This is a genomic window from Nocardioides sp. NPDC054178 (assembly GCF_055585005.1).
Genome location: NZ_JBVJKY010000011.1, coordinates 54910 through 79793 on the forward strand (window position 1 = coordinate 54910; position 24884 = coordinate 79793).

The following is a 24884-nucleotide window of genomic DNA, read 5'->3' on the forward strand; positions in this document are numbered from 1 at the left end:
CTGGGTGGGCGGGTCTCGCTGTGGACCTCCGGCTCCGCCGGTTCCCGGGCCGGGCTCACGGTCTCCTCGCTGATGGTGGCCAACGGGGCACCCGGGGCCGTCCTCGGCCTGCTCGATCCCGACTCGGACCTCCGCGACGAGCTCGAGGAGACCGGTGTGGGGGTCGTGGCGCTGCTCCACTGGCGCCATCGAGACCTCGCCGAGGCGTTCGGGGGCACCGCTCCCGCTCCGGGCGGCGCGTTCCGGTCCGGGTCGTGGGAGACGACCGAGTTCGGCCCTCGGCTCGCCGACGCGCCGACCTGGGCGGGCGTACGCCTGGTCTCGCTGCAGGAAATCGGCTGGTCTGCGCTGGCGACGTGCGAGATCGTGTCGCTCGAGGTCGGTGACGACGCCGACCCGCTGGTCCACAGGCACGGGAGGTATGAACGATGATCGAGGGCTACCTGCGGCGGCTCGGCTTCGAGGGGCGGCCGGAGGCGACGTACGAGACGCTGGTCGATCTTCATCATCGCCATCTCGACACGCTTCCCTACGACAACCTCTCGATCATGCTCGCGGCCATCGGCGCGACCGGTGCACCGCACTCCGTCGACCCGGGGGAGACCCTGGAACGGGTCGCCGCCGGCGGCAACGCCGGCTACTGCTTCCACCACAACGGCCTGGTCGCGCTCGTCCTGGAGGAGCTCGGGTTCGAGGTCGTACGCCGCCCCGGCCAGCTGATCGAGACCACCGGCCCGAGCGGGGAGCTGGACCACCTCGCCTTCGAGGTCCGCGGGCTGCCGACGGCCGACAACCCGGACGGGCGCTGGTGGCCCGATCTGGGCTTCGGCGACGCCTTCCGCGATCCGCTGCCGCTGGTCGAGGGCCACTTCCGGCAGAACGGCTTCGTCTACCGGCTGGTGCGGGTGGGCGAGGACGGGTGGACCTTCCACCACGATCCGGCAGGGTCCTTCCACGGCAACCTCATCCGTGGTGAGGTCGGCCCGGACGAGGTCGCGGGTCGTCACCCGGAGCTCTCGACCCCGCCGGGGCCCTACACGAGCAAGCTGGTCGTGCAGCGACGCGACGCGACCGGTGCCGACACGGTCCGCTCGATCCGGCACACCCGGATCGGCGAGGGTGCGCTCACCCGCGAGCTGCGCGACTTCGCGGAGTGGTCGGCTGCGCTGGAGGGTCTCGGGCTCTCGTTGACCGGGGTCGAGGAGGACGCGCTGCGTGAGCTCCACAAGCGACAGGCCGCGGACTACGACGAGTGGCTGCTGACGCGATAGCCGCGGACGTGCTGAGATGGCGGACATGAGCGACGACGCACCCGACCCCGAGCTGCTCGACATCGCGGCCGAGCTCTACGGGCTGCCGCTCGCCGACTTCACCCCCGCGCGCGACGCCCGGGCCAAGGAGCTGAAGGGCACCCCTCTGGCAGGCCCGGTCAAGGCGCTGAAGAAGCCCGCGACCGCGGCCTGGGTGGTCAACCTGCTGGTGCGCTACGAGACCGAGCAGGTCGAGCAGGTGATCTCGGTCGGGGCGCTGCTCCGCGAGGCGCAGACGGGCATGGACGCCGCCCAGCTGCGGGAGCTCACCAAGCAGCGGCGCCAGCTGACCGCGGCGGTGACCACCCGTGCGCGAGGGCTGGCGCGCGAGCACGGTCTCCGGGTGACCGAGGCGGTGGCGACCCAGGTCGAGGCGACACTGACCGCGGCCATGGTCGACGAGTCCGCCGCCCAGGCCGTACGCAGCGGCCTGCTGGTCTCCCCGCTGTCCGCCACCGGCGTCGACGCCGTGGACGCGGCTGGGTCGGTCGCCCTGGCCCAGGCCCTGGGCTTCGAGGTCCCCGAGGTCGTCCCGCCGCCCCCGGAGCCGCTGCGCGCGGTCCCGGACCTGCCCGACACGGCGGCGCTCGACGAGGCCCGCGAGGCGCTGGAAGAGGCGGAGTCGGCGCTGTCCGGTGCCGAGGCTCAGCGGGACAAGGCGATGTCGGCCTTCAAGGACGTCGAGGCGAGGTCGCTCCAGGTGAAGTCGGAGATCGAGGACCTCCGCCGCCGGCTGGCGGACCTGGAGGCGGCCGCCGTCGACGTCGACGACGAGCTCACCGAGGCGGAGGAGGAACGCGATGCCGCCGAGTCGGCGGTCGCGGAGGCGGTCGCCGCGCGGGACTCCGCGGCCGCGGAGGTGGAGCGCCTCGACGGCTAGGCCGGCAGCGCCCATGGACGCCGTCATTGTCTAGTCGTTCGGTCGACTATTCTGGCCGGGTGACCGAGACTGCCACCGACTCCGCCCTCTCCGCGATCTCTGCCATCTCTGCCCGCTACCGCGACCCTGCGCTCGCCGCCCTGGCGACGACCAGCTCGGTGATCGAGCACCAGCTCGGGCACCGGTCGGTGCGCTCGTTCCTCGGCGACCCGGTCACCGATGACCAGCTCACCGCGATCGTCGCCGCGGCCTCCTCGGCGCCGACCTCGTCCAACCTGCAGACCTGGAGCGTCGTGGCGGTCCGGGAGCCGGCCCGCAAGGCTCGGCTGGCCGAGCTCGCCGGTGACCAGGCGTTCATCGAGGCCGCGCCGCTCTTCCTGCTCTGGGTCGCCGACCTGAGTCGCGCCCGCGGCCTGGCGACCGCGGCCGGGACCCGGGTCGAGGCGACCGACTACTTCGAGTCCACGCTCCTCGCGGTCATCGACGCCACCCTCGCCGCCCAGAACGCCATCGTCGCCGCCTCCTCGCTCGGCCTCGGCACCGTCTGCGTCGGCGCTGCCCGCAACCACCCCGAGGAGATCGCGGCCGAGATCGGCCTGCCTCCCGGCGCGTTCGTCGTGCTCGGCCTCGCCGTCGGCGTACCGGACCCGGCCGAGCCGGCCGGGGTCAAGCCCCGGCTTCCCCAGTCCGTCGTCCTCCACCACGAGACCTACTCGCCCCCGGCAGCCGATGATCTCGCGGCGTACGACGAGCGGCTCGGTGGCTACAACGCCACCTACGGTCTCGGCGGCGACTGGTCCGAGCGCGTCCTCGCCCGCCTCGTCGGTCCCGCGAGCATGGCCGGCCGTCATCGCCTCCGCGCACAGCTCGAGCGTCTCGGCTTCCCCGGTCGCTGACTCAGATCTGCTTCCGCATCCGGACCAGCGGGACCGGTGCGCCCCCGCGGTCGTCCGTGATCCGCTCGACCGGCTCGAAGCCGTACGCCCGGTAGAGCGGTTCGCCGGAGAGTGTCCCCATCAGCTCGACGGAGGTGAACCCCTCGGCCGCGGCTGCGCGTTCGCACAGCTCCAGGATGAGCCTGCCCACGCCGCGCCGGGCGAAGGCCGGGTCGGTGTACATCGCCCGCACCCTGGCCGGGTCGGTGGCCGGGTCCAGGAGCGTCGGCTCGCGGCCGGGGGTGTGGTCGCCGCCGTAGAGCGTCGCTCGCCTGCTCCAGCCGCCGCAGCCGGCGATCTCGCCGTCCTCCTCGACCACGAAGTAGGTGCCGTCCTCGATCAGCTGGGTGTCGATGCCCATCACCGTCCTGCTCGAGACGATCTGCTCCGGCGTCAGGAACCCCTTCTGGAGCTCCGCGATCGAGGTGTCCATGATCGCCGTCAGCGCGGGGATGTCGTCGGGTGTCGCCAAGCGGTGGGTGAAGGGCACGGCGCGAGCCTGCCATATCCGCCCCTGAGGGTCGCCGAGGCGGGCGAGGCAGGATGGGCCATCCAGAACGGCAAGCGAGTCCGCGGGCACGCGCTGGCCTGGCACTCCCAGCAGCCGGGCTGGATGCAGAACATGGAGGGCAGCTCGCTCCGCAACGCGATGCTCAACCACATCGCCGGCGTCGCGGGCCACTACCGGGGCAAGATCTACGCCTGGGACGTCGTGAACGAGGCCTTCGAGGACGGCTCCTCGGGCGCCCGTCGCAACTCCAACCTGCAGCGCACCGGCAACGGCTGGATCGAGGCAGCCTTCCGTGCCGCCCGCTCCGCCGACCCCAACGCCAAGCTCTGCTACAACGACTACAACACCGACAACTGGAGCCACGCCAAGACGCAGGCCGTCTACGCCATGGTCCGCGACTTCAAGTCGCGCGGCGTACCCATCGACTGCGTCGGCTTCCAGGCCCACTTCAACTCCGGCAACCCGGTGCCGAGCAACTACCACGTCACCCTGCAGAACTTCGCCGACCTGGGTGTCGACGTACAGATCACCGAGCTCGACATCGCCGGCTCCGGCACCTCCCAGGCCGAGCAGTTCCGTGGCGTCACCCAGGCCTGCATGGCTGTCACCCGCTGCACCGGCATCACCGTCTGGGGCGTACGAGACACCGACTCCTGGCGCGCCTCGGACACCCCGCTGCTCTTCGACGGCTCCGGCAACAAGAAGCTCGCCTACGGGTACGTCCTCGACCAGCTCAACACCGCAGATGGCTCCACGCCGCCGGCTGGGAGCTGTTCGGTGACCGTCACCCGCACCGAGTCCTGGGCTGACCGGTTCAACACGGTCTTCACCGTCAGCGGTGCCGACAGCTGGGTCGTCCGGATCAGCACCGGTTCGGGCCAGAGCCTGCAGAACTCGTGGAACGCCAGTGTTTCCGGGACCTCGGGGACGCTTACTGCCACGCCCAACGGCAGCGGGAACCAGTTCGGGATCACGCTCTACTCGGGTGGGAACACCTCTACGCCTACTGCTAGCTGTACTGCTGTCTGATCTGGGTTGAACGGGGCTTGGGCCATGGATCCGTGGCCCAAGCTCCGCTTGCTCCCGGTGGTCGGGCCGCTTCCCCCCGCTGGTCGAGCCGCCGGAGCCGCTAGGCGGAGGCGTGTCGAGACCAACACGGTCGCTTCTGGGATACCTCGCTTAGTGACTGTGTTTTCGTTTCGGGGTTCGCCGCCGACCCGTTCTTTGAGTGTTTCTCGATCGGGCGCCGCGTCAAGGACGGGCTTCGCCCGCCGGCTTCGCCGGTGGCCTGCGGCCATCCTTGACTCGGCACCCGATCGAGAAAGATTTCGCCTGTAGCGGGGCGGCGGCGAGGGGTGTGGTGCGGACTCACGTGTCTTGTTCGCTGACTGCGTAACTTGGGTTTGACCAGCCTAAATAGGTCGCTTGCTGGTGCTTCCTCGCATATAATAAGGCGCATGAACGAGACCGTCGACCGCCTCCTCGCTGGGCCACCCTTGGGTGCGTCCGAAGGGGAGCTGGTCGACTGGATCAGCCGTCTCGAAGAGGTCAAGTGCGCCGCCGAGGCCGTCCAGGCAAAAGCTTCGGTACGGCTCGACGAAGCCGTGCGGGCACGCCAGTCCGAGGCTGGGGTTCCTGCCCGGAAGCTGGGCGAGGGGGTCGCCTCCCAGGTCGCGCTGGCGCGCCGGGTCTCGCCCGAGAAGGGCGCCAAGCTGCTCGGGCTGGCGAAGATCCTGATCGCCGAGATGCCACACACCTTCACGCTGATGAAGGCCGGGCTGTTCTCCCAGTGGCAGGCCACCATCCTCGCCCGCGAAACCGCCTGCCTATCGGTGGAGGACCGGAGGGTCATCGACCACGACCTCTGCGCCACCGGCCCGGACGGAGAACCGGCCCGGGCGGTCTCGATGGGGCTGCGGCAGCTCGAGAACGCCGCCAAGAAACTCGCCATCACCCTCGACCAGGAATCCGTCGTCGCCCGCGCCGCGAACGCAGAGAAGGACCGCCGGGTCAGCATGCGCCCGGCACCCGACACGATGACCTGGCTCGGCGCGCTACTCCCCGTCAAGGACGGGGTCGCGGTCTTCGCGGCACTGGACCAGGCCGCGAAAAGCGCGGCGGCGGCTGGTGATCAGCGGACCCGGGGTCAGGTCATGGCCGACACCCTCGTCGACCGGGTCACCGGCCGCGAGAACGGTGCGAAGCCTCGGATCGAGGTCAAGATCGTGATGAGCGCCGAGGCACTCACGCATGACGGCGATCAGCCGGCACTCGTGGAGGGCTACGGCCCCGTCCCCGCAGCCTGGGCCCGCGAATCCCTTGCTGACGCCGAGGTGTTCCTCCGGCGCCTGTTCACCGACCCCGCCGGCCAGCTCGTGGCAATGGAGTCCCGCGCCCGCAAAGCCCCCGACGGGCTCGCGGAATTCATCACCACCCGCGACGGCGGGACCTGCCGCACCAACGGCTGCGATGCCCCGATCCGCAACATCGACCACATCCAACGCCACACCGACGGCGGCAAGACCAACGCCACGAACCTGCAAGGTCTCTGCGTGCGATGCAACCAGGCCAAGGAGGCGCTCGGGTGGCGGGCCAGACCGAGACCGGACGGCAGCATCATCACGATCACACCCACCGGTCACACCTACCTCAGCCCACCACCCGACACCTGGCGACAGGATCCACCGCCCGTGACTCGGGCACCAGGCTCACCGCCCGAGACCCGCATGCCGGACCCACCATCCCTGTCACCAGCCGAGCTCCGGCTGCGCCACGTACTGCTCGACCACACCCTCGCAGCCTGAAGACCACGCCCGGCGGAAACTTTCTTCGGATCGATGCTTGACCTTGACGCTACGTCAGGCCTGCACGCTTCTTCCACAGCCCCAAACCGAGGGCCCAAGAAACCACCGGAAGAAGGAGCACCACCATGAACAACATCCTCAGCCGCCTCATCGGCGACAAGAAGGACTGGAAGCGGATGGAAGCCCGCGCCGCCGAGCTGCCGGCCGACTACCGCACCGTGTATGGCGAGATGAAGAACTACCTGTGGCGCTTCACCGCTGGTGATGGCATGGACATCGTCGAGGTCCTGCGTGAGGTCCTCGACCTGTTCGAGACCGAGGCCGCCGCCGGCCGTGGCGTCTTGGAGGTCACCGGGACCGACCTGGCGGCGTTCTGCGACGCCCGGCTGCCCGAGCAGCACGATGCCTACCGGAACAAGCTCCGCGCCGACCTCAACCAGGTCGCCCAGAAGCTGGCGTGAGGCCTGACGGCAGACCTCGGCCTCAGTCCTCGGCGGGGACGTCCTCGCCGGAGGTGGGGTCGTAGAGGTAGACCTGCTCGCCGGCGCGGGGGTCGCGGGCGGTGATCACGTGGAAGGTGGGGGAGGCCGGGTCGGCCAGGTCGATGACGGTGGCGCCGGCACCGAGCACGCCGCGTACGAGATGTGGGGGTGCGGTGGTGTCGATGCGGGTGACGACGCCGGGGGTGACCCAGACCGGTATGCCGGCGAGGAAGCCGCTGACCTGGAAGTGGAGGTGTCCGGTGAGGATGGCGCGTACGTCACTGCTGCGCACCACCCGGCCGAGGGCGGAGATGTTTCGGAGGACGACGTCGGCGACGTAGGGCACCGAGGCGAGGTGGAGGGGCGGATGGTGGAGGACGAGGACCGTTCCGTCGCGTGTCGGCGTGGCCAGCTCGTTCGCGAGGCAGGCCAGCTGATGCTCGTCCAGGAAGCCGTGGGTCTCGCCCGGGACCAGACTGTCGACGGTGATGACCCTGAGCTCGCCGAGGTAGCTGACCGCCGCGCACAGGTCGGACTCCGGATCCAGGAGCCGCCCGCGGTCGCTGCCGTCGGCGTCGAGATGTCCGCTGCCGAGCACCTCACGGAACGGCCCGCGGGCGTCGTGGTTGCCGGTCGAGTAGAGGTGCGGGATGCCACGCTCGGCAGCGAACGCCCCGACCCTCTCCAGGACCGACCGGCAGCCCGCGGCCGAGCCGTCGTCGGCGATGTCGCCGCTGACCACGACCGCGTCCAGGCCGGGCAGATGGCGGGCGTCGTGCAGGATCGCCTCGAGCGCGGCCACGGCGTCGACACCGTCCATGTCGGCGCTGCTCGCGGAGACATGGGTGTCGGAGAGATGCAGGATCCGGGTCATGTCGTGAAGGCTGACATGAGGACCTCGGCGACGCCGTCGTTCTCGCTGAGGACGGCGACGTCGAGGTAGTGGGCGTCGACCTCGTCGCCCACCTGGGTGAGGTCGACCTGGACGCAGGCGACGGCGTCGGCGGTGCAGCCGGTCTCGCCGAGCACCGGGGAGCCGGGGAGGCGGGCGAGCCAGGTGTCGAGCTCGGTCCGGGGGATCGTCATCGCGCCCTCGAACTGCCAGTCCTGGAAGCCGATGTAGGTGCAGCTCGCGGCCGAGGTCCCCTCGGGCAGGTCCGGCGCTCCGACCGCCTGCGCGAGGTCGAGGCAGTCGGCCGGCACGTCGTCGGCGGCCTTGCGAAGGTCGGCGCCCACCCAGACAGTCAGCACGCCGGCGCCGACCAAGGTCAGAACCACGAGCACCGCACCTGCCACGAGCGCCCAGGCCCACCACGGAACCCCGCGCCGCGGGGCGGTGCTCATGCCCACTGTCGGGAACGCTCGACGGCCCGGCTCCAGGAGGCGTACGCCTCGTCGGCCGCATCGCGACGCGACGCATCGGGGGAGAAGGTGCGGTCCAGGGCCCAGGTCTCGCGGATCTCGTCGAAGGAGGACCACACCCCGACCCCGAGGCCGGCGAGGAAGGCCGCACCGAGACCCGTGGTCTCGACGTAGCGGGGCCGGGAGACGTCGACCCCGAGCTGGTCGGCCTGGAGCTGGCACAGCAGGTTGTTGGCGGCCGCGCCGCCGTCGACGTTGAGCGAGGCGACGGGCGTGGGCATGGTGGCCATCACGTCGCGTACCTCGAAGGTGATCGCCTCCAGGGTCGCCCGCACGATGTGGGCACGGGTGGTGCCGCGGGTGATGCCGATGATGGTGCCGCGGGCGTCGGGGTCCCAGTGGGGCGCACCGAGGCCGGTCAGGGCCGGCACGAAGACGACCCCCTCGGACGAGCTGACGGTGCGGGCCAGGGCCTCGGTCTCCGCGGCCGAGCCGATGATCTGCAGGCCGTCGCGCAGCCACTGCACCGCGGCGCCGGTCACGAAGATGGAGCCCTCGAGGACGTAGGTGACCTCTCCCGAGGGTGACATCCAGCCCGGCGAGGTGAGCAGCCCGGACTCCGACCGCTGCGGTGTGGTGCCGGTGTTGGTCAGCACGAACGAGCCGGTGCCGTAGGTGCACTTGGAGTCGCCCACCTCGAACGCGGCCTGCCCGAAGAGCGCCGCCTGCTGGTCACCGGCCACCCCGGCGATCGGCAGCGAGAGGTCGAGGAACGAGCGCGGGTCGGTGACCACGCCCTCGCCCCAGTTGGGGCCGATCTCGGGCAGCGCGTCGCGCGGCACCCCGAACAGGTCGCACAGCTCCTCGGACCAGTCGTTGGCGGTGATGTCGAACAGCAGCGTCCGGGACGCGTTCGAGACGTCGGAGACGTGGTGGAGGCCGCGGGTCATCCGCGCGATCAGGTAGGAGTCGACGGTGCCGATCGCATAGCGCCCCGACTCCACGTGCGTCCAGGTGTGCGGCTCGTTCTCGCGGATCCAGGCGAGCTTCGTCGCGCTGAAGTAGGGGTCCAGGCGGAGCCCGGTCAGCTCCCGCACACGGGCGTCGTGCTCGGCCATCGAGGAGCACATGGCGGTCGTCCGCCGGTCCTGCCACACGATCGCTCGCCGCGGCGATCCCAGCGTCTCCCGGTCCCACAGCACGACCGTCTCGCGCTGGTTGGTGATCCCGATGCCGACGAGGTCGTCGCGGCCGTGGGCCGCGAGGACCGTACGGCACGCCTCCAGGGTGGCCTGCCAGATCCCCTCGGGCACGTGCTCGACCCAGCCCGGTCTGGGGAACTGCTGGTCGAACTCCTCATACCCCCGAGCCGCGACCTCGCCCTTGTCGGTGACGATCAGCGCGGTGACTCCGGTGGTGCCGGCGTCGATGGCGAGGATTGAGCTCACTTCGGGGTCCTGACGATGTCGAGGATGCGCCGGTCGATCCAGGACAGGTCCTCGGCCACCCGCATCTCGTAGTTCTCGGTGGCCACCCAGGCGAGGAAGCCGGTGGCGCCCTGCGCCGCGGCGTACGTCTCCACCTCGGCCTCGATCTCGGGGGTGACCTGCACCTTCTCGGCCTCGGTGGACGCGGTCAGGTAGAAGTCGCTGAGGTCCAGGAGCCGCTTCAGCTCGGTGATCGGCGCCGCGTGGTCATCGACCCGGAGGTCGGCCGCGATGTCGTCGTTGCCGCCGTAGCCGGCCTCCTCGCGCACGACCAGGAGGGCCGCGCTCTGCCGGCCGCGGCTGTCGCCGCCGGCCTCGTCGCCCGCGGCGAGGGCCGCCAGCAGGCGGTGCTGCAGCGGCTCCTCGGGGGAGGAGGCGAGCCAGGCGGCCTCCATCGCCTGGACCACCTCGGGGCCGGTGAGGATGTTGCCCTGGATCGCGTACGCCCCGTCCGCGGTGGAGCCGGTCCGGCCACCCGCCCAGGCGAAGCAGGACGACCCGGTGTGGGAGGCCGCGTTGCCGTCCACGTCGACGATGCCGACCTGGCGGTGGTCCCGGCGCTCGTCCTCCTCCAGGAGCCTCTCGAGCGCGACGGAGGCCGTCGCACCCTCGTCGAGGTGAGCGAGCGCGAGACCCTTGTAGGCGACGTTGGCCTCGGCCTGGGTGGCGATGGCTCCGACCCCGGCGACGGCAGCCGGCACGGCCGACCCGACGGCGAGGAACTTCGAAGCGACGGCCACACCCCAGGTGGGCTCCCCGGTGCCTGGATCAACTGCTCTGGCGACGATGGAGAAGGTCATGCCGCGACCCTATCCGCGAAATTTCGTCCGGTTACGGCGTGTTTACGAATTGTCGTACACCTGACGGCGAGCTTGGGCTTTGATGGTCGGATCAGTTCATCCCTTTTCGAGCACCTGTCTCGAAATCCTTACCAGGAGGAACCATGAGCAACCTGGCGCAAGAGGAGACACCGGAACTCAAGAGAGTCATCGGCCCCAAGCTCCTCCTTCTGTTCATCGTCGGCGACATCCTCGGCACCGGCGTCTACGCTCTGACCGGCTCGGTGGCAGGCGAGGTCGGGGGCGCGGCCTGGGCCCCGTTCCTGGTCGCCTTCGCCGTGGCCACGATCACCGCCTTCTCCTACCTGGAGCTGGTGACACGGTTCCCGCAGGCGGCCGGCGCTGCGCTCTATGCGCACAAGGCGTTCGGCATCCACTTCATCACCTTCCTGGTCGCCTTCACGGTGATGTGCTCAGGCATCACCTCGGCGTCGACCGCCTCCAACGCGTTCGCGGGCTTCCTCAACGACGGGCTCGGGCTCGACGCGGCACCGGGGAGCCTGACCCTGGTCCTGATCGCGCTCGGCTTCATGACCCTGGTCGCGCTGATCAACCTGCGCGGCGTCGGTGAGAGCGTCAAGGCCAACGTCGTGCTCACCCTGGTCGAGCTCTCCGGTCTGCTGCTGGTCATCTTCGTCGGTCTGGCCGGGATGTTCGCGGGCAAGGCCGACTTCTCCCGGGTGATGATCTTCGAGAGCGCCGAGGGCAAGAACGCCTTCATGGCGGTCACCGCCGCCACCACCCTGGCCTTCTTCGCGATGGTCGGCTTCGAGGACTCGGTCAACATGGCCGAGGAGACCGAGAACCCGCGCCGTGACTTCCCCAAGATGATGCTCACCGGTCTGGGCATCACCGGGCTCATCTACGTCCTGGTCTCGATCTCCGCGGTCGCGCTGGTCCCGGTAGGTGATCTGACCGACCCGGAGAAGGGCTCGGCCCTGACCCAGGTGGTGGCCGCCGGTGCCCCCAACCTGCCCTTCGACACGATCTTCCCGTTCATCGGGATGTTCGCGGTGGCCAACTCCGCACTCATCAACATGCTGATGGCCTCGCGCCTCGTCTACGGCATGGCCAAGCAGCTCGTCCTGCCGCCGGTGCTCGGCAAGGTGCTCCAGGGGCGGCGTACGCCGTGGATCGCGATCCTGTTCACCACCGCGATCGCCTTCGGCCTGATCATCTGGGTGGTCAACGCCAGCGGGTCCGAGAAGGGCGCCGAGACGGTCTCGCTGCTGGGTGGAACGACGTCGCTGCTGCTGCTGTGCGTCTTCACCGTGGTGAACATCGCGCTGCTGATCATCCGTCGCCGTCCGGCGGCGAACCCGGACTACTTCAAGGCGCCGGTCTGGATCCCGGTGGTCGGCGCGGTCACCTGTGCCTACCTGGCGGGTCCGTGGGCACGGAGCGCCGAGCAGCAGGACCAGTACAAGGTCGCCGGCGTGCTGCTCGTCATCGGCATCATCCTGTGGGCCCTGACCCGGATCTTCTACAAGCCCGAGGGCGGACACTTCCAGGACATCGAGCACATGGACCTCAACCCCGAGGACGACAAGTAGCCAACCGATGTCGGCCAGGGCCGGCGTACGTTCTCCTCAGGACGTACGCCGGCCTCGCCGTGTCTGAGATGACTTCGTAACAACCGGGTGAGCCGCGTACCCTGAGGCTCGTGAACGACGCCTTCCCCTCCCTCGAGCAGCTGCACGCCATCGGAGCCCTTCAGCAGCCGACCTATTCCGACCCGGTCGCCCTGGCCGCGGCGGTCGAGAAGCTGAGGAACCAGCCGCCGCTCGTCTTTGCGGGGGAGTGCGACCAGCTCAAGAGCTCGATCGCCGCCGCCGGCCGCGGCGAGGCGTTCATCCTCCAGGGTGGCGACTGCGCCGAGGTCTTCGCCGAGGCGACCGCCGACAACACCCGCAACAAGCTGCGCGTGCTGCTGCAGATGGCCGTGGTCCTGACGTACGCCGCCTCCGTCCCGGTCGTGAAGATCGGCCGGCTCGCGGGGCAGTACGCCAAGCCGCGCTCCTCCGACATGGAGACCCGCGACGGTGTGACCCTGCCGGCCTACCGCGGCGACGCCGTCAACGGCTTCGAGTTCACCGCCGAGTCCCGCATCCCCGACCCGCAGCGGCTGCTGGACGTCTACCACGCCTCCTCCTCGACGCTGAACCTCGTGCGCGCGTTCACCACCGGTGGCTACGCCGACCTGCGTCAGGTGCACACCTGGAACTCCGAGTTCGTCCGCAACTCGCCCGTCGGCGCGAAGTACGAGGCGATGGGCTCCGAGATCGAGCGCGCCATCGCGTTCATGGAGGCCATCGGCGCCGACCCGGAGGAGTTCCACCGGGTCGACTTCTACTCCTCCCACGAGGCGCTGCTGCTCGAGTACGAGCACGCGATGACCCGCATCGACTCGCGCACCGAGACGCCCTACAACGTCTCGGGCCACTTCGTCTGGATCGGTGAGCGCACCCGTCAGCTCGACGGCGCCCACGTGGAGTACTTCCGCCACCTCAACAACCCGATCGGCTGCAAGCTCGGCCCCACCGCGACCCCCGACGACGCGCTCGCGCTGGCCGCCAAGCTCAACCCGAAGAACGAGGAGGGCCGGCTCACCTTCATCACCCGCTTCGGCGCGGGGAAGGTGCGCGACGGGCTGCCCGGCCTGGTCGAGAAGATCACCGCCGAGGGCGTCAACGTCACCTGGATCTCCGACCCGATGCACGGCAACACCTTCTCCACCTCCAACGGCTACAAGACCCGCCGCTTCGAGGACGTCCTCGACGAGGTCCAGGGCTTCTTCGACGTGCACCACGCCCTCGGCACCGTCCCCGGCGGCATCCTGGTCGAGAACACCGGCGACGACGTCACCGAGATCATCGGCGGCGGCGAGGAGCTCGACGAGGCCGGCCTCGTGCACCGCTACGAGAGCGTCGTCGACCCGCGCCTGAACCGTGTCCAGTCGCTCGAGATGGCGTTCCAGGTCGCCGAGATGCTCCGCAACAAGTAGCCCGCCGGACGCAGAGCGGCGCGCCCTGCGGAACAGGACGCGCCGACTGCGGCGATCGGTCAGCGAACCCTGACCGTGAACGTGGCCGTGCGACCGTCCGAGGTCGTCACCGTGCCGTGATAGGTGCCCGGGCGCGCGTAGCGGTGCGACGCGCTGATCCGGTAGACACCCGCCGCGTGGAGCCCGTCGCGTGGGGTGGTCGTGGTGAAGGTCGCGGGTACGTCTGCGGTGCCGTCACCGAAGCGGACCGTCGCGCCGAGCGCGCCCGTGAGCGCGGAGCCGCCCAAGCCGTCGGCGTCGTCGACCGCGTCGACGGCGACCGTGGATCCGTCCGTCTTCGTGCCCGGTGCGGCGAGCAGACCGACCGCGACGGTGGCCGAGGAGCCGCGGCGTACGACTGCATCGGTGCCGGTCACGGCGGTGGACCAGGCGGCGTGGGGGCCGTCGTAGAAGTTGGTGCCGGCGGTGTTGAGCCGGGTGCCGACGTCGGCGACCCGGCGGGCGAAGTCGGCGCCGTCGCGCTGCGACTCCTGGGTCCAGCCGACCTCGCCGTGCGCGAGGGCGCGCGGGAACATCATGAACTCCGCGTTGCTCACGCCACGGACGGTCTCCGACCACAGCGGCGCCTCGGTGCCCAGGATGTCGGCGTCACCGACCCCGGGGACGACGTTCTCGGGGCTCCAGGCGTAGTAGTCCGGGAAGTCGCACGAGCCCGAGCACGCCCAGGACAGCCCGATCGGCGTCTTGGGGTTGTACTTCATGTCGAGATACGACTTGTTGCCCGGTGAGACCAGCAGCTTGGCGCCGTCCTCGGTGATGGCGCGCTTGGCGAAGTCGGTCGAGCCGGCCCAGTACTGCACCCCGTCGCCGGGAGTGAGGGTCGTCTCCGAGTATTCGTTCCAGCCCAGCGTCTTCTTCCCGAGGTCGTGCACGATGTCCACGGCCCGCTTCTCGAAGTCGACGTAGCCCTGGTGCCCGTAGCGGGCGGTCATGGCGTGCGACTCGTCGCCACCGATGTGCAGGTAGTCGCCGGGGGTCATCTCGGCCAGCTGCGCGAAGACGTGCTGGACGAAGGTGTAGCTGACCTCGGCGTACGGGTCGAGATAGGAGTAGCCGACGTCGATCGTGCTGTTGACCGGCGCCACCGGCTCCGCGGCGGTGCCGGTGTGGCTCGATCCCGCGGTGTTGAGCTGCGGGATCGCGTGCAGCGCCGCGTTGGTGTGGCCCGGGATGTCGACCTCGGGGACGACCTCGATCTCGCGCTCGGCGGCGTAGGCGACCAGGTCGCGGAACTGGTCCTGGGTGTAGTAGCCGGTGTGGCCGTCCAGGGGCTGATAGGAGTTGGAGGTGACCGCCGTGCCGCCCGACTCCCGGGTCAGCGCCGTGTAGTCGATGTCGTCGCCGGCCGCGCGCCCCTCGTTGGTGATCTGGATGCGCCAGCCCTGGTCATCGGCCAGGTGGATGTGCAGCACCGACAGCTTGGCGGAGGCGGCGGCGTCGATGATCTGCTTGACCTCCTCGACGGTCTGGAACGACCGGGCGACGTCGAGCATGATCCCGCGATAGCCGAACCGCGGCGCGTCGAGGACCTTCACGGCCGGCACGCTCCAGGTCTGGTGCACGCGTACGGGCGAACCGGCGAAGGCCGGGAGCAGCTGGCGCAGCGTCTGGGTGCCGTTGAAGAGCCCGTGCCGACTCGCCCCGCTGATCCGCAGGCCCGAGCGGCCGGAGGAGAGGGCGTACGCCTCGGGGTTGCCCGCCACCTGGCCGTAGTCGGCACCGGGGTCGATGACCAGCTGCAGATCGGTGGGCTTCGGGTGTGCGGAGACGACGGGGAGGGCATAGCCGGTCGATGTACGGAGCGTGGTGGCGAGCAGGCGCCCGACCGATGCGGCCTCACCGCGGGCGACGATGCGCGCGCCGGGGGTGAGGACGAAGTCGGGGCCGGACTGCTCGGCGACCTGCACCGGGAGGGGGACCAGACCCGGGACGGGGGTGTCGGGAGCGGAGGTGGGGGTGGAGGCGGTGGCCGACGGGGCCGCCATGGTGACCAGGCAGCCGGCGAGGGTCAGAGCGGCGGCTGCGGCGAGTATCGAGCGAGACATTCAACATTCCTCTCTGCCGCGAAGACGCGGCGAGTATCAAGAAGTTGTGCTGCTCCCGGCGAGCGTAGTGACGCGCTCGCGCACCCGACAGGGTTTTCGTAAATTCGCTCAACAAATTAATTCTGGCCCGAGGCTTCAGCTCCTCGCCCAGGCGAGCTGCATGATCTCGTCGCCGTCGTGGAGGGTGCTGCGGTTGTCGGTGTCGGTGAACCCGGTGCGCTCGTAGAGACGCTGGGCGCGGCGGTTGTCGGTGCGGGTCCAGACGCTGAGGCCCTCCCAGCCGCGTGACTGGAGGTCGCGGATCATCTCGGTCGCGACGTGGGATCCCCAGACCGCAGGGTCGACGAAGACCATCGAGATGTGGCCGTAGCCGGGCAGCGGTACGCCGTCGACGAGGTAGGTCTCGGCGACCAGCATCCCTGCCGGACGGGTGCCGTAGTGGGCGAGCAGCGCGAGCTCGGCCGCGGCGAGCTTCTCCCGGACCCGACGGACCCGGGCCTCGGTGGCGGTGCGGCGGCGGGCGACGTTGGCCGCCCGCCAGACGTCGAGCGCAAGGGCGCGCTGCTCGTCGCTGTCGATCTCGGCGACGACGATTCTCGGCATCTGGGCGGCCCGACGCTACAGCGTCATCAGCCAGATGCCGAGCACGAGCATCACGATCATGAAGATCGCGCCCACCCACAGCAGCACGATCCAGGTGGACGGGTTGTCCTCGGCCTCGGCGGACATCAGCGAGGAGACGTACTCCTGCTGGGCGCCGTAGTCGCCGAAGTCCTGCTCGAGCGGCTCCGGGTCGCCGGCGTAGCCGTAGCCGGCCTGCCAGTCGCCGGCCCCCTCGGTGGCATAGGCCTCCTCGGGGTAGCCGGTCGCGTAGGCGGGCTCGGGGTCGTAGACCTGGCCGGCCGGGGCGTCCTGCTCCTCAGGCGGGGCCCAGTGGCGGGCCTGCCCGTTGCGCGAGGCATCGACGAGCGCCCCCGAGGGCTGGACGAAGGGCTGGTACGCCGCCTCGACCGTGACCTCGGAGACCGGCTCCGGCTCGGGGACAGGCTCGGGCCCGGGAAGGGGCCCCGGCTCCGGGGTCGGCTCGGGGACCGGATCCGGGCCGGGAACGGGCTCGGGCTCCGGGACCGGCGTCGGCTCCGGGAAGGGCGAGGGGTCCGGGACCGGCGACGGCTCGGGGTCGGGGATCACGGCCTGCTCCGCGGCGGCCGGCTGGTGCGCCGGCGGGGGAGAGGCCGGCGGGGGACTGGCCGGCGGAGGAGTGGCCGGCGGCGGGGCGCTCGGCGGTGCGTACGCCGGACGGACCGCGGTGGTCCCTTCGGGCTCGTCGTCGGTGTCGAGCTTCTCCTCGACCGAGGGCGCCTGGCGCCTCGAGGTGCGCTCGGTGGGCTCGTCGTTGCCGGTCGTGGTGTGCGCCGAGGACGCCGGACCCGGCACGGTGTCATCGCCGTAGGCGCTGATCCGCGGCAGGCTCAGCGAGGTCTGCTCCGCCTCGGGCACGTCCTCGACGGCCTCCGGGGCGAGCGCCTCGACGGGCTTCCGGATCACGGTGGACTCGTTGGGCTCGTCGAGATCGTCGACGTCCGCAGCAGAGTGCACGCCTTCGGGCTTCGCGTCAGAACTGGACACGGGTGGCGTCCTTTCCTCTACATCGGTGGAGTCAGCCTCGGCTGCTTGGTCGGGCTCCGTGGCGACCTCGAGGCCACACATCGGACAGGCCGGCTCATCGGACAGCCGGTGTCCGCACTGTGCGCAGCTGGTCATGCCACCCCCATGGCGTCGAAGATCACTCCCGTGCGTCCCCAAGCCTAGGTCACACGCCTTGACGCCGGGCCGATGCCCGCAGATCGCGGAGGAGCCGGATATCGGGGTTGTCCGCGTCGCGAGAGCCGGGGGTCTCCAGGATGAAGGGGACCCCTTCGGTCGCCGGGTGCGCGAAGAGCTCCTCGAAAGCGGTGGTGCCGATGTGGCCACGACCGATCTGCTCATGACGGTCCAGGTGCTTGCCGCGTACGTCCTTGGAGTCGTTGGCGTGGATCAGCCGGAGCCGCTCGGGCCCGCCGATCTCGACGATCCGGTCGACACAGGCGGTGGCACCGCCCGGCTCGTCCAGCGGGGCTCCGGCGGCGAAGACATGGCAGGTGTCCAGGCAGATCCCGGCCTTGGGGTGGAAGTCGACGGCCTCCAGGTAGGCCGGCAGGTCCTCCACGCCGGCGCACAGCGAGCGTCCCTGGCCGGCGGTCGGCTCCAGGAGCAGCCAGGGAGCGTCCTCGGCCGAGATCTCCTCGAGCACCGGCAGCAGGGCTTCGCGCACCTGCTTCATCGCGGCGGCGTACCTCTCGCTCGCGTCCCCGTCGGGGGAGACGAAGGAGCCGGTGTGGACGACGACCCCTTCGGCGCCGATGTCGGCGGCGCGGCGGAGGTTGTGGGCGACCACGGCCGCGGACTTCTCGTACGTGGCCTGAGTGGGCGAGCCCAGATTGACCAGGTAGGGGGCGTGGACGAAGGCGCGCATCCCGCGTCGTTCGAGCTCGGCGCGGAAGGCCTTGTCCTCGGCGGGCTTTCCTGCCGAGAGCGCCCAGCCGCGCGGGTTGCCGACGAAGATCTGCAGCGTCTCGCCGCCGACCGCGTCGGTGTTGGCGAGGGCGCCGGCGACGAGGCCCTTGCCGACCTGGACGTGGGTGCCGATCGGGTTGCGGTCCATAGGAGTCAAGGTCAGTTCAGCCAGATCGTGATCTCGGAGCCGTACGGCGCCTCGCCCTCGGCGGGCTCCTGGCGGGTGACGTAGCCCAAGCCGAGGTTGATGCCACCCTCCTTCTCCTCCTTGACCTCGAACCCGGCGGCCTCGAGGGTCTGCTTCGCGGTGTCCTTGTCGTTGCCGACGACGTTGGGGACCGCGACGGAGTCGGGGCCCTTGGAGACGACGAGGGTCACGGTCTCCCCGCGAGGGACGGTGCCGGAGCTGGGGTTCTGGCTGAGCACGGTGCCCGGCTGGATCTCCTGGCTCTCCTCCTCCTCGATCTCGACCTCGAGACCGTCGGCTTCGAGAGACTTCTTGGCGCGCTCGGCGCTGCGCCCGGTCCAGTCGACGATGGCGACCGGTGCCGGGCCCTTGCTGATCACGAGCACGATGGCCTTGCCGGGCCGCACCAGGGTGCCGGCGCGGGGCTGGGAGTTGATGACGTGGCCCTCGGGGACGTCGTCGTTGAACTTCTCGATCGGATCGCCGACGCTGAGGCCGAGGTCCTGGATCTCGTCCTGGGCGTCGTCGGCGAGCATGCCCTTGACCTTGGGCACGGAGTATTCCTCGATGCCCCGGCTCACGCTGATCTCGACCGTCGATCCGGGCAGCGCCTTGTGGTCGCGGCCGGGGTCGGAGTCGATCACCACGCCCTTCTCGACGGTGTCGGAGAACTCGGTGTTGGCCGAGACCTCGAAGCCGGCCTCCTGCAGCTGGGTGGTCGCCTCGGCCTTGCTCAGGCCGGCCACCGAGGGCACCCGCTCGTAGCGGCCGTCGATGAACCACCACATCCCGGTCGCCACCAGCGCGACGGCCACCACGGCGGCACTGATCGCGATCGGGCCCTTCCAGGACCCCGGCATGCTCCAGCGCTGCTTCGGCTGCGTGGGCGTCGGGGCGATGCGTACGTTCTCCTCGGGCTCGCTCAGCGAGAGCCGCGCGCCCGCGGGGAGGCCGACGACGCCCGGAGGCGGTCCCGGCGGGCCCGGGGGACGGCCCGGCGGCGGACCGGACGGGCCACCCGGACCGCCCGGACCGCCCGGGCTCAGGCCGATGGCCGGCAGGACCGCGGTCGACTCGGCGCTGGACTCGTCGTGGGCCCGTGCCGGGCTGTCGGCAGCCGCCTGGGCGCCCCTGTCGGGTGCGCCCGCCGTGGGGAGCGCCAGGTCGGCGGTGAGGTCGGGATCGTCGAAGATCCCTGCGGAGAGGGTGGCCATGACCCGGTTGACCATGCGCAGCAGCACGCCGGCGTCGGCCGGGCGCAGCTCGGGATCGCGGGCGGTCGCGCGGGCGACCAGGGCATCGACGTATCGGGGGATGCCGGGCGCGGCCTTCGAGGGCGGCGGTACGTCCTCGTGGACGTGCTTGTAGGCGACCTCGACCGGGGAGGGGCCGCTGTGCGGCTTGCGGCCGGTGAGCAGCTCGTAGAGGACGACGCCGGCGGCGTAGACATCGGTGCGCGGCCCGGACCGGGACTCGGTGACCAGCTCGGGCGCGAGGTAGGAGACGGTGCCGACCAGGTTGCCGGTGGTGGCGTCGTTGGAGTTGTTGTTCATCACCCGGGCCAGGCCGAAGTCGGCGACCTTGACCCGCTGCGAGATCGAGGCGGCACCGGTGGTGATGAGCACGTTCTCGGGCTTGATGTCGCGGTGCACGATCCCGATCGCGTGGGCCGCGGTCATCGCGCTCAGGATCGGCTCGATGTAGGCCAGCGCCTTCGCCGCGCCCAGCGGAGCCTGCGAGGCGATGGTGTCGCGCAGGGTGTGACCCTCGATGTACTCCATCGCGAGGAAGGCGACGCCGTCGTCCTCGTCCTGGTCGTAGACGGCGACCACGTTGGGGTGGGAGAGCTTCGCGGCAGACCTGCCCTCGCGTACGAACCGCTCGGCGAAGTTGCCCTCCTCGTCGAGGTCCTGGTGCATGACCTTGACGGCGACGATGCGGTCCAGCCGCATGTCGTGGGCGACGTAGACCGTCGCCATGCCGCCCTTCGCGACCTTCTCGACGATCCGGTAACGCATCCCCAAGACCTTGCCCAGAAGGGGGTCGGATGCGGTAGCCGAGCCTCCGCCGTGGCGTCCGATGACGCCGTCACGGGGGTCCGCCTCACTAGCCACGCGATACTCCTGTCTCCGGTTGGAGAAGTATTCCGGACCGGGCAATGGTACGGACCAGCGGGGCCCCCTCACGACTTTCCGGACCGGCTACCCGGGCCGGTAATGTGATCGTTATGAGCGAGATGCGGCTGGCGGAGCAGGATCTGGGTGTCCTGGTTGAAGAGTGGATCGACTGGGCCACGGCCGCGTCGCTGCTCGGAGTGACCGTGGGGAAGGTCCGCACGATGATCCGCGAGCACGAGCTCGCGGCGGCCGTGCCCCCGGGGGTGAAGGGCCAGCACATCCCGGCCCTGTTCATCCAGGACGGCCTCCCGGTCAAGGGTCTGAGCGGCCTGCTGCACGTGCTCCACGACGGCCGCTACGACGACCGCGAGATCATCGCCTGGCTCTTCCTCGACGACGATCTTCCCGGCCGCCCGATCGACGCGCTTCGGGAGAACCGCGGGTCGGAGGTCAAGCGCCGGGCCCAGGCCATGGCACTGTAGGACCACCCGGTCCGTACGTCTCGGAGGAGTCTCGTGAGGTCGAAGTCTGCCCTGGTCGGCCTGCTGCTCGCCGTCCTGATGGCGCTGGTCGCCGGGTGCTCAGGCAGCTCGGCCGGCGACCCGGGATCGGGTGGCGGCAAGAGCGGCACCGACCCCGAGAGCGGGCTGGCCTGGATCGCGGAGTCCGACCTGCCTCCCGAGGGGGTGGAGACGCTGGAGCTGATCGACGCCGGCGGTCCGTTCCCCTACCCGGGCAAGGACGGCAGCACCTTCGGCAACCGCGAGGGGATCCTTCCCGACGAGGCTTCGGGCTACTACGCCGAGTACACCGTGCCGACGCCCGGCTCCGAGGACCGGGGCGCGCGGCGTATCGTCACAGGCGAGGGTGGGGAGTTCTACTTCACCGAGGACCACTACGAGTCGTTCTCACGGATCGACCGGGGGTGATGGGTAGATGAGCGGACTCGCAGGACTTCTGGCCGGAAAGGTCGACCCGGGTGTCTACCGGTGGCACACCGAGCTGGCCGCGGCCGACCTCGCCGAGTCGGTGACCGGCGCCGGCTGGTCGCTCGCGCAGGTCGCCGACGTGGCCGAGACCAAGGACGAGGTGCTCGGCGCCCTCGGCGCCGCGCTGGGGTTCCCGGCCCACTTCGGCCGCAACCTGGACGCGCTGTGGGACTCGCTGCGTGACCTCTCCGCGCCGACGGTGCTGCTGTGGGAGACGTGGGGGATCGCTGCGTACGCCGATCGTGCGGGCTTCGACAAGATCATCCGGGTGCTCCAGGAGCGGTCCGCGGAGATCTCCGAGGACCGGCCGGCGTTCGCCGTGCTGCTGCGCGGGGACGGTCCCGACACGGACCTCGACGACCTGGACTGATCACCCGACGTTGACGGTGCGGGTGGGGTAGCCGGTGGCTCCGTCGGGAGCGGGTGGCACCTCGTTGCCGGTCTGCGGAGTGCCGGTGCGGTCGTAGGCCCTCGCCTGGATCCGGTGCTCGCCCTCGGTCGCGTCCCAGCGGTAGGTCCACTGCCGCCAGGTGTCGATGCTGTCCTCGGCGGCGAGCTTCGCGGGCTGCCAGGGGCCGTCGTCGATGCGTACCTCGACCTTGCTCACGCCGCGGTGCTGGGCCCAGGCGACACCGGCGACGGTCACCTCGCCGGGCATCGTGTCCTCGCCCGGGAGGTCGATGCGGGACTCGGTCTTGATCGGTCCCTCGGCGGACCAGCCGCGGTCGGTCCAGTAGGCGCGGAAGTCGGCGAAGCGGGTGACCTCCAGCTCGGTGAGCCACTTGGTCGCCGAGACATAGCCGTAGAGGCCGGGGACGACCATGCGGACCGGGAAGCCGTGGTCCTGGGTCAGCGGCTCGCCGTCCTGGGCGATCGCGAGCAACGCGTCGCGGCCGTCGGTGAGGGCCTCGAGCGGGGTGCCGATGGTGATGCCGTCGGCGCCGGTCGACTTCACCGCGTCGGCGTCGGGGGAGAGGCCGGCACGCTTGAGGACGTCGCGGATGCGTACGCCGGTCCAGGTCGCGTTGCCGATCAGGTCGCCGCCCACCTCGTTGGAGACGCAGCAGATCGTGACGCGGCGCTCGTAGAGCGGCATCGCGAGTAGGTCCGCATAGGTCAGCTCGATCGGGTCGTCGACCAGGCCGTGGATCTTGAGCCGGTAGTCGGCGACGTCGACGCGTGGGGTGAGCAGGGCGATGTCGATGCGGTAGAAGTCCTCGACCGGGGTCAGGTGGGGCGTCAGCCCGTCGATCCGGAGCTCCGCGCCCGCCGGAAGGGACGCGGCGGGGGAGACCGCTGCGGGGATGGGCACCCGCGTCGCCGGGTGCCGGCGCCCGGTGACCACCTTGGCGCCGACACCGCCGGCCGCACCCACCGCGGTCACGGCCGCCGCGGCGACCAGGAACCGGCGACGGTCGAAGCCGTCGGGCGCCTCCGCCTCGCCGTGGGTGTCGTCGGGCTCGCGCAGCGGTCGGGTCAGCAGGAGCAGCGCCACGATGCCGACCACCAGGCCGACCACCAGCGCGATGATGCCGACTTCCGGGCTCGTGGTCCCGCCGTCTGCCCGGTCGGCCCGCAGAGCGGCGATGTCGACGGCCCCGAGGATCACCAGCATCCCCGCGCCGAGGGCGGGGCGGCGTACGGCCAGGGCCCCGGCGACCCCGAGCAGGACCAGCGTGACCAGCCCGACGCAGGTGAGCAGGATCGGCTTGTCGGCGGTGCCGAAGGTGGCGACCGCCGCCTCCTTGAGCCAGCGCGGGGTGAGGTCGATGACCCGATCGCCGAGGGCGAGCAGGGGCGAGGCTCCGCCGGCGAGGGCGGCCACGAGCTCGGCGACGCCGAGGCCGAGCACGCCGGCGGCGATGCCCGCGACGGGGCCGTACGGAACGCGTGGTGCCGAAGCGGTGCCCGAAGCCTTCTGCTCGGCGAGGGTGCGGGATGTCATGCTGTGGGTTCGTGGCCGATCGTTGGTCGGATGGGACCAATCCTCCCACTCTTCGGCTGCGAACCCGAGATGAGATCACTCAGGTGTCGGAAGGGGTGTCGTGCGGCGAGCGTTGCGGGTCGTGGGCGAGGAGTCGTCACCGGACCCCGAGGAGGACCTGGACCCGGCGGCGGTGCTCGCCGCGGTCGCCGGTGGCGACCTCGACGCCTTCGGTCGGCTCTACGACGACCTGGCTCCGCTCGTCTTCGGCGTCGCCCGGCGGGTCGTGCGCGACCCCTCGCGCGCGGAGGAGGTGACCCAGGAGGTGTTCACCGAGCTGTGGCGCCAGGCGGCCCGGTTCGACGCCTCGCGCGGCTCGCTGCGGACCTGGGTGCTGACGATCGCGCACCGCCGCGCGGTCGACACCGTGCGCTCCTCGCAGGCCTCGCGGGCACGGGAGGAGCACGTCGCCCGGCGCGAGCCGGTCGACGTCGCCGGTCCGGAGGAGGCTGTCGTCACGGCGGCGGAGCACGAGGGCGTACGCCGCTGCCTGGACTCCCTCACGCCGCTGCAGTCCCAGGCCGTGCGGCTGGCCTACTACCAGGGCTTCACCTATCCCGAGGTCGCCGAGCTGCTCGGGCGGCCGCTGCCGACGGTGAAGTCGCGGATGCGGGACGGGCTGATCCGTCTGAGGGACTGTCTGGAGGATCGCGATGATGCCTGACGCCCACGGTCTCGTCGGGGCCTACCTCCTGCACGCGCTGGAGCCCGGTGAGCGAGCAGAGGTCGAGGCGCACCTGGCCGTGTGTGCCGACTGCCGCGAGGAGGTCCACTCGTTGCGCTCGGCGACCGCGTCGCTCGCCGGTCAGGTCGCCGAGGCCCCTCCGGCGTCGCTGCGCGCGCGGGTGATGCGTACGGCCTCGCAGACTCCGCAGCTCCCGCCCGTGGTGGTGGCGGCCCGGCGCCGTCGTCGTCGGCTCGCCGGGCTGGTGGCCGCGGCCGCCGCCCTGGTCATCGGTGCCGGCGTGACGATCGGGGTGGTCGTAGGAGACGACGACCCGCCCGCGACGACCGCCGCCGAGGTGATGTCGGCCCCGGACGCGCGGATGCACAAGGAGGAGACCTCCGGCGGCGAGCTGATGGTCGCGATGTCGCAGGAGATGGACATGGTCGCCGTCGACACCACCCGCCTCTCGCGTCCTGAGGGGATGACCTACCAGGTCTGGTGGCACACCGATGCCGGCATGGAGTCCGCCGGTGTCCTCGACGAGGAGATGGCCGTCGCGGTGCCCGTCGAGGACGGCGACCTCATGGTCACCATGGAGCCCATGGGCGGCTCCGACGAACCCTCCGAGAAGGTCCTCTTCCACATGCCCGCCGAGCGCCTCTGAC

Annotated in this window: 25 protein-coding genes; 14 read left to right on the forward strand and 11 right to left on the reverse strand. The window is 70.7% G+C overall.

Annotated features, from left to right (window positions below; translation table 11 throughout):
* From ACZ6WN_RS28555 to ACZ6WN_RS28570, 4 genes are read left to right on the forward strand one after another with little or no spacing between them, the layout of a single operon-like run.
* Complete coding sequence (locus tag ACZ6WN_RS28555; RefSeq protein ID WP_465869755.1) at positions 1-432, forward strand: flavin reductase family protein; 432 nt, start codon at positions 1-3, stop codon at positions 430-432.
* Positions 429-1271 carry an arylamine N-acetyltransferase family protein gene (locus ACZ6WN_RS28560; RefSeq protein WP_465869598.1) on the forward strand — a complete coding sequence of 281 codons (843 nt, stop codon included), beginning with the start codon at positions 429-431 and terminating at the stop codon, positions 1269-1271. Before ACZ6WN_RS28555 ends, ACZ6WN_RS28560 begins: the two co-directional genes overlap by 4 nt.
* A gap of 25 nt (positions 1272-1296) precedes the next feature.
* Entirely contained in the window at positions 1297-2190 is an 894-nt protein-coding gene (locus ACZ6WN_RS28565) for a hypothetical protein (RefSeq protein WP_465869600.1), read from the forward strand.
* Between the two features lie 59 nt (positions 2191-2249).
* Positions 2250-3086, forward strand: coding sequence for an NADPH-dependent oxidoreductase (locus ACZ6WN_RS28570; protein ID WP_465869602.1), 837 nt, complete (start codon positions 2250-2252; stop codon positions 3084-3086).
* 1 nt (position 3087) lies between these two features.
* Here ACZ6WN_RS28570 and ACZ6WN_RS28575 read toward each other — a convergent pair whose 3' ends face one another.
* Positions 3088-3615: a GNAT family N-acetyltransferase gene (locus ACZ6WN_RS28575; protein WP_465869604.1), complete on the reverse strand. Its 528-nt coding sequence runs from the start codon at positions 3613-3615 to the stop codon at positions 3088-3090.
* On the opposite strand from ACZ6WN_RS28575, the gene ACZ6WN_RS28580 reads away from it, so the two are divergent.
* From ACZ6WN_RS28580 to ACZ6WN_RS28590, 3 genes are all read left to right on the forward strand, one after another.
* Positions 3601-4665, forward strand: a complete 1065-nt coding sequence (locus ACZ6WN_RS28580) for a glycoside hydrolase family 10 protein (protein WP_465869606.1) — start codon at positions 3601-3603, stop codon at positions 4663-4665. The genes ACZ6WN_RS28575 and ACZ6WN_RS28580 overlap by 15 nt on opposite strands.
* Positions 4666-5093: 428 nt before the next feature.
* A complete protein-coding gene (locus ACZ6WN_RS28585; RefSeq protein WP_465869607.1) occupies positions 5094-6440 on the forward strand; it encodes an HNH endonuclease in 1347 nt (448 codons plus the stop codon).
* Positions 6441-6565: 125 nt separating this feature from the next.
* Complete coding sequence (locus ACZ6WN_RS28590; RefSeq protein WP_465869609.1) at positions 6566-6901, forward strand: DUF1048 domain-containing protein; 336 nt, start codon at positions 6566-6568, stop codon at positions 6899-6901.
* Between the two features lie 22 nt (positions 6902-6923).
* Here ACZ6WN_RS28590 and ACZ6WN_RS28595 read toward each other — a convergent pair whose 3' ends face one another.
* From ACZ6WN_RS28595 to ACZ6WN_RS28610, 4 genes are read right to left on the reverse strand one after another with little or no spacing between them, the layout of a single operon-like run.
* The gene (locus ACZ6WN_RS28595; protein WP_465869611.1) at positions 6924-7796 is read right to left on the reverse strand and encodes a metallophosphoesterase; all 873 of its coding nucleotides are present in this window, start codon (positions 7794-7796) and stop codon (positions 6924-6926) included.
* On the reverse strand, positions 7793-8266 hold the full coding sequence (locus ACZ6WN_RS28600; RefSeq protein WP_465869613.1) for a hypothetical protein: 474 nt from the start codon (positions 8264-8266) through the stop codon (positions 7793-7795). The genes ACZ6WN_RS28595 and ACZ6WN_RS28600 overlap by 4 nt, the downstream gene beginning before the upstream one ends.
* Positions 8263-9732 (reverse strand): FGGY family carbohydrate kinase, encoded by a 1470-nt coding sequence (locus ACZ6WN_RS28605; RefSeq protein ID WP_465869615.1) that lies wholly within the window; start codon positions 9730-9732, stop codon positions 8263-8265. The genes ACZ6WN_RS28600 and ACZ6WN_RS28605 overlap by 4 nt, the downstream gene beginning before the upstream one ends.
* Positions 9729-10571: a DUF1028 domain-containing protein gene (locus ACZ6WN_RS28610; protein ID WP_465869616.1), complete on the reverse strand. Its 843-nt coding sequence runs from the start codon at positions 10569-10571 to the stop codon at positions 9729-9731. Before ACZ6WN_RS28610 ends, ACZ6WN_RS28605 begins: the two co-directional genes overlap by 4 nt.
* Before the next feature lie 143 nt (positions 10572-10714).
* Here ACZ6WN_RS28610 and ACZ6WN_RS28615 point away from each other — a divergent pair, with 143 nt between their 5' ends.
* Complete coding sequence (locus tag ACZ6WN_RS28615) at positions 10715-12163, forward strand: APC family permease (protein WP_465869618.1); 1449 nt, start codon at positions 10715-10717, stop codon at positions 12161-12163.
* A 110-nt stretch (positions 12164-12273) separates the two neighbouring features.
* The gene (locus tag ACZ6WN_RS28620) at positions 12274-13614 is read left to right on the forward strand and encodes a class II 3-deoxy-7-phosphoheptulonate synthase (protein ID WP_357337291.1); all 1341 of its coding nucleotides are present in this window, start codon (positions 12274-12276) and stop codon (positions 13612-13614) included.
* Between the two features lie 59 nt (positions 13615-13673).
* On the opposite strand, the gene ACZ6WN_RS28625 is transcribed toward ACZ6WN_RS28620, so the two are convergent.
* The 5 genes from ACZ6WN_RS28625 to pknB form a co-directional block, all read right to left on the reverse strand.
* Positions 13674-15719, reverse strand: coding sequence for a family 20 glycosylhydrolase (locus ACZ6WN_RS28625; RefSeq protein WP_465869619.1), 2046 nt, complete (start codon positions 15717-15719; stop codon positions 13674-13676).
* 135 nt (positions 15720-15854) lie between these two features.
* A complete protein-coding gene (locus tag ACZ6WN_RS28630; RefSeq protein ID WP_465869621.1) occupies positions 15855-16322 on the reverse strand; it encodes a GNAT family N-acetyltransferase in 468 nt (155 codons plus the stop codon).
* 15 nt (positions 16323-16337) lie between these two features.
* Positions 16338-17348, reverse strand: coding sequence for a hypothetical protein (locus ACZ6WN_RS28635; RefSeq protein WP_465869622.1), 1011 nt, complete (start codon positions 17346-17348; stop codon positions 16338-16340).
* 184 nt (positions 17349-17532) lie between these two features.
* Positions 17533-18423: a deoxyribonuclease IV gene (locus tag ACZ6WN_RS28640; protein ID WP_465869624.1), complete on the reverse strand. Its 891-nt coding sequence runs from the start codon at positions 18421-18423 to the stop codon at positions 17533-17535.
* An 11-nt stretch (positions 18424-18434) separates the two neighbouring features.
* Complete coding sequence (pknB, locus tag ACZ6WN_RS28645; RefSeq protein WP_465869626.1) at positions 18435-20648, reverse strand: Stk1 family PASTA domain-containing Ser/Thr kinase; 2214 nt, start codon at positions 20646-20648, stop codon at positions 18435-18437.
* Between the two features lie 41 nt (positions 20649-20689).
* On the opposite strand from pknB, the gene ACZ6WN_RS28650 reads away from it, so the two are divergent.
* The 3 genes from ACZ6WN_RS28650 to ACZ6WN_RS28660 are packed head-to-tail and all read left to right on the forward strand — an operon-like array spanning position 20690 to position 21938.
* Positions 20690-21061, forward strand: coding sequence for an Rv2175c family DNA-binding protein (locus tag ACZ6WN_RS28650; RefSeq protein WP_378682612.1), 372 nt, complete (start codon positions 20690-20692; stop codon positions 21059-21061).
* A 33-nt stretch (positions 21062-21094) separates the two neighbouring features.
* Positions 21095-21508 carry a guanyl-specific ribonuclease gene (locus ACZ6WN_RS28655; protein ID WP_465869628.1) on the forward strand — a complete coding sequence of 138 codons (414 nt, stop codon included), beginning with the start codon at positions 21095-21097 and terminating at the stop codon, positions 21506-21508.
* A gap of 7 nt (positions 21509-21515) precedes the next feature.
* The gene (locus tag ACZ6WN_RS28660) at positions 21516-21938 is read left to right on the forward strand and encodes a barstar family protein (RefSeq protein WP_465869630.1); all 423 of its coding nucleotides are present in this window, start codon (positions 21516-21518) and stop codon (positions 21936-21938) included.
* Here the strand turns inward: ACZ6WN_RS28660 and ACZ6WN_RS28665 are convergent, their stop codons facing one another.
* Positions 21939-23513, reverse strand: a complete 1575-nt coding sequence (locus ACZ6WN_RS28665) for a molybdopterin-dependent oxidoreductase (protein WP_465869632.1) — start codon at positions 23511-23513, stop codon at positions 21939-21941.
* A gap of 100 nt (positions 23514-23613) precedes the next feature.
* On the opposite strand from ACZ6WN_RS28665, the gene sigK reads away from it, so the two are divergent.
* Both sigK and ACZ6WN_RS28675 read left to right on the forward strand, forming a co-directional pair.
* Entirely contained in the window at positions 23614-24216 is a 603-nt protein-coding gene (gene sigK / locus ACZ6WN_RS28670) for an ECF RNA polymerase sigma factor SigK (protein WP_465869633.1), read from the forward strand.
* A complete protein-coding gene (locus ACZ6WN_RS28675; RefSeq protein WP_465869635.1) occupies positions 24209-24883 on the forward strand; it encodes an anti-sigma factor in 675 nt (224 codons plus the stop codon). The genes sigK and ACZ6WN_RS28675 overlap by 8 nt, the downstream gene beginning before the upstream one ends.
* Position 24884 lies beyond the last annotated feature (1 nt).

Bases quoted from the DNA above. Each gene is read 5' to 3' on its own strand.
- ACZ6WN_RS28675 (WP_465869635.1), top strand. From the start codon at position 24,209: ATGCCTGACGCCCACGGTCTCGTCGGGGCCTACCTCCTGCACGCGCTG.
- ACZ6WN_RS28610 (WP_465869616.1), bottom strand. From the start codon at position 10,571: ATGACCTTCTCCATCGTCGCCAGAGCAGTTGATCCAGGCACCGGGGAG.
- ACZ6WN_RS28600 (WP_465869613.1), bottom strand. From the start codon at position 8,266: ATGAGCACCGCCCCGCGGCGCGGGGTTCCGTGGTGGGCCTGGGCGCTC.
- ACZ6WN_RS28665 (WP_465869632.1), bottom strand. From the start codon at position 23,513: ATGACATCCCGCACCCTCGCCGAGCAGAAGGCTTCGGGCACCGCTTCG.
- ACZ6WN_RS28560 (WP_465869598.1), top strand. From the start codon at position 429: ATGATCGAGGGCTACCTGCGGCGGCTCGGCTTCGAGGGGCGGCCGGAG.
- ACZ6WN_RS28595 (WP_465869611.1), bottom strand. From the start codon at position 7,796: ATGACCCGGATCCTGCATCTCTCCGACACCCATGTCTCCGCGAGCAGC.
- ACZ6WN_RS28565 (WP_465869600.1), top strand. From the start codon at position 1,297: ATGAGCGACGACGCACCCGACCCCGAGCTGCTCGACATCGCGGCCGAG.
- ACZ6WN_RS28590 (WP_465869609.1), top strand. From the start codon at position 6,566: ATGAACAACATCCTCAGCCGCCTCATCGGCGACAAGAAGGACTGGAAG.
- ACZ6WN_RS28625 (WP_465869619.1), bottom strand. From the start codon at position 15,719: ATGTCTCGCTCGATACTCGCCGCAGCCGCCGCTCTGACCCTCGCCGGC.
- ACZ6WN_RS28630 (WP_465869621.1), bottom strand. From the start codon at position 16,322: ATGCCGAGAATCGTCGTCGCCGAGATCGACAGCGACGAGCAGCGCGCC.
- ACZ6WN_RS28585 (WP_465869607.1), top strand. From the start codon at position 5,094: ATGAACGAGACCGTCGACCGCCTCCTCGCTGGGCCACCCTTGGGTGCG.
- ACZ6WN_RS28650 (WP_378682612.1), top strand. From the start codon at position 20,690: ATGAGCGAGATGCGGCTGGCGGAGCAGGATCTGGGTGTCCTGGTTGAA.
- ACZ6WN_RS28640 (WP_465869624.1), bottom strand. From the start codon at position 18,423: ATGGACCGCAACCCGATCGGCACCCACGTCCAGGTCGGCAAGGGCCTC.
- ACZ6WN_RS28615 (WP_465869618.1), top strand. From the start codon at position 10,715: ATGAGCAACCTGGCGCAAGAGGAGACACCGGAACTCAAGAGAGTCATC.
- ACZ6WN_RS28660 (WP_465869630.1), top strand. From the start codon at position 21,516: ATGAGCGGACTCGCAGGACTTCTGGCCGGAAAGGTCGACCCGGGTGTC.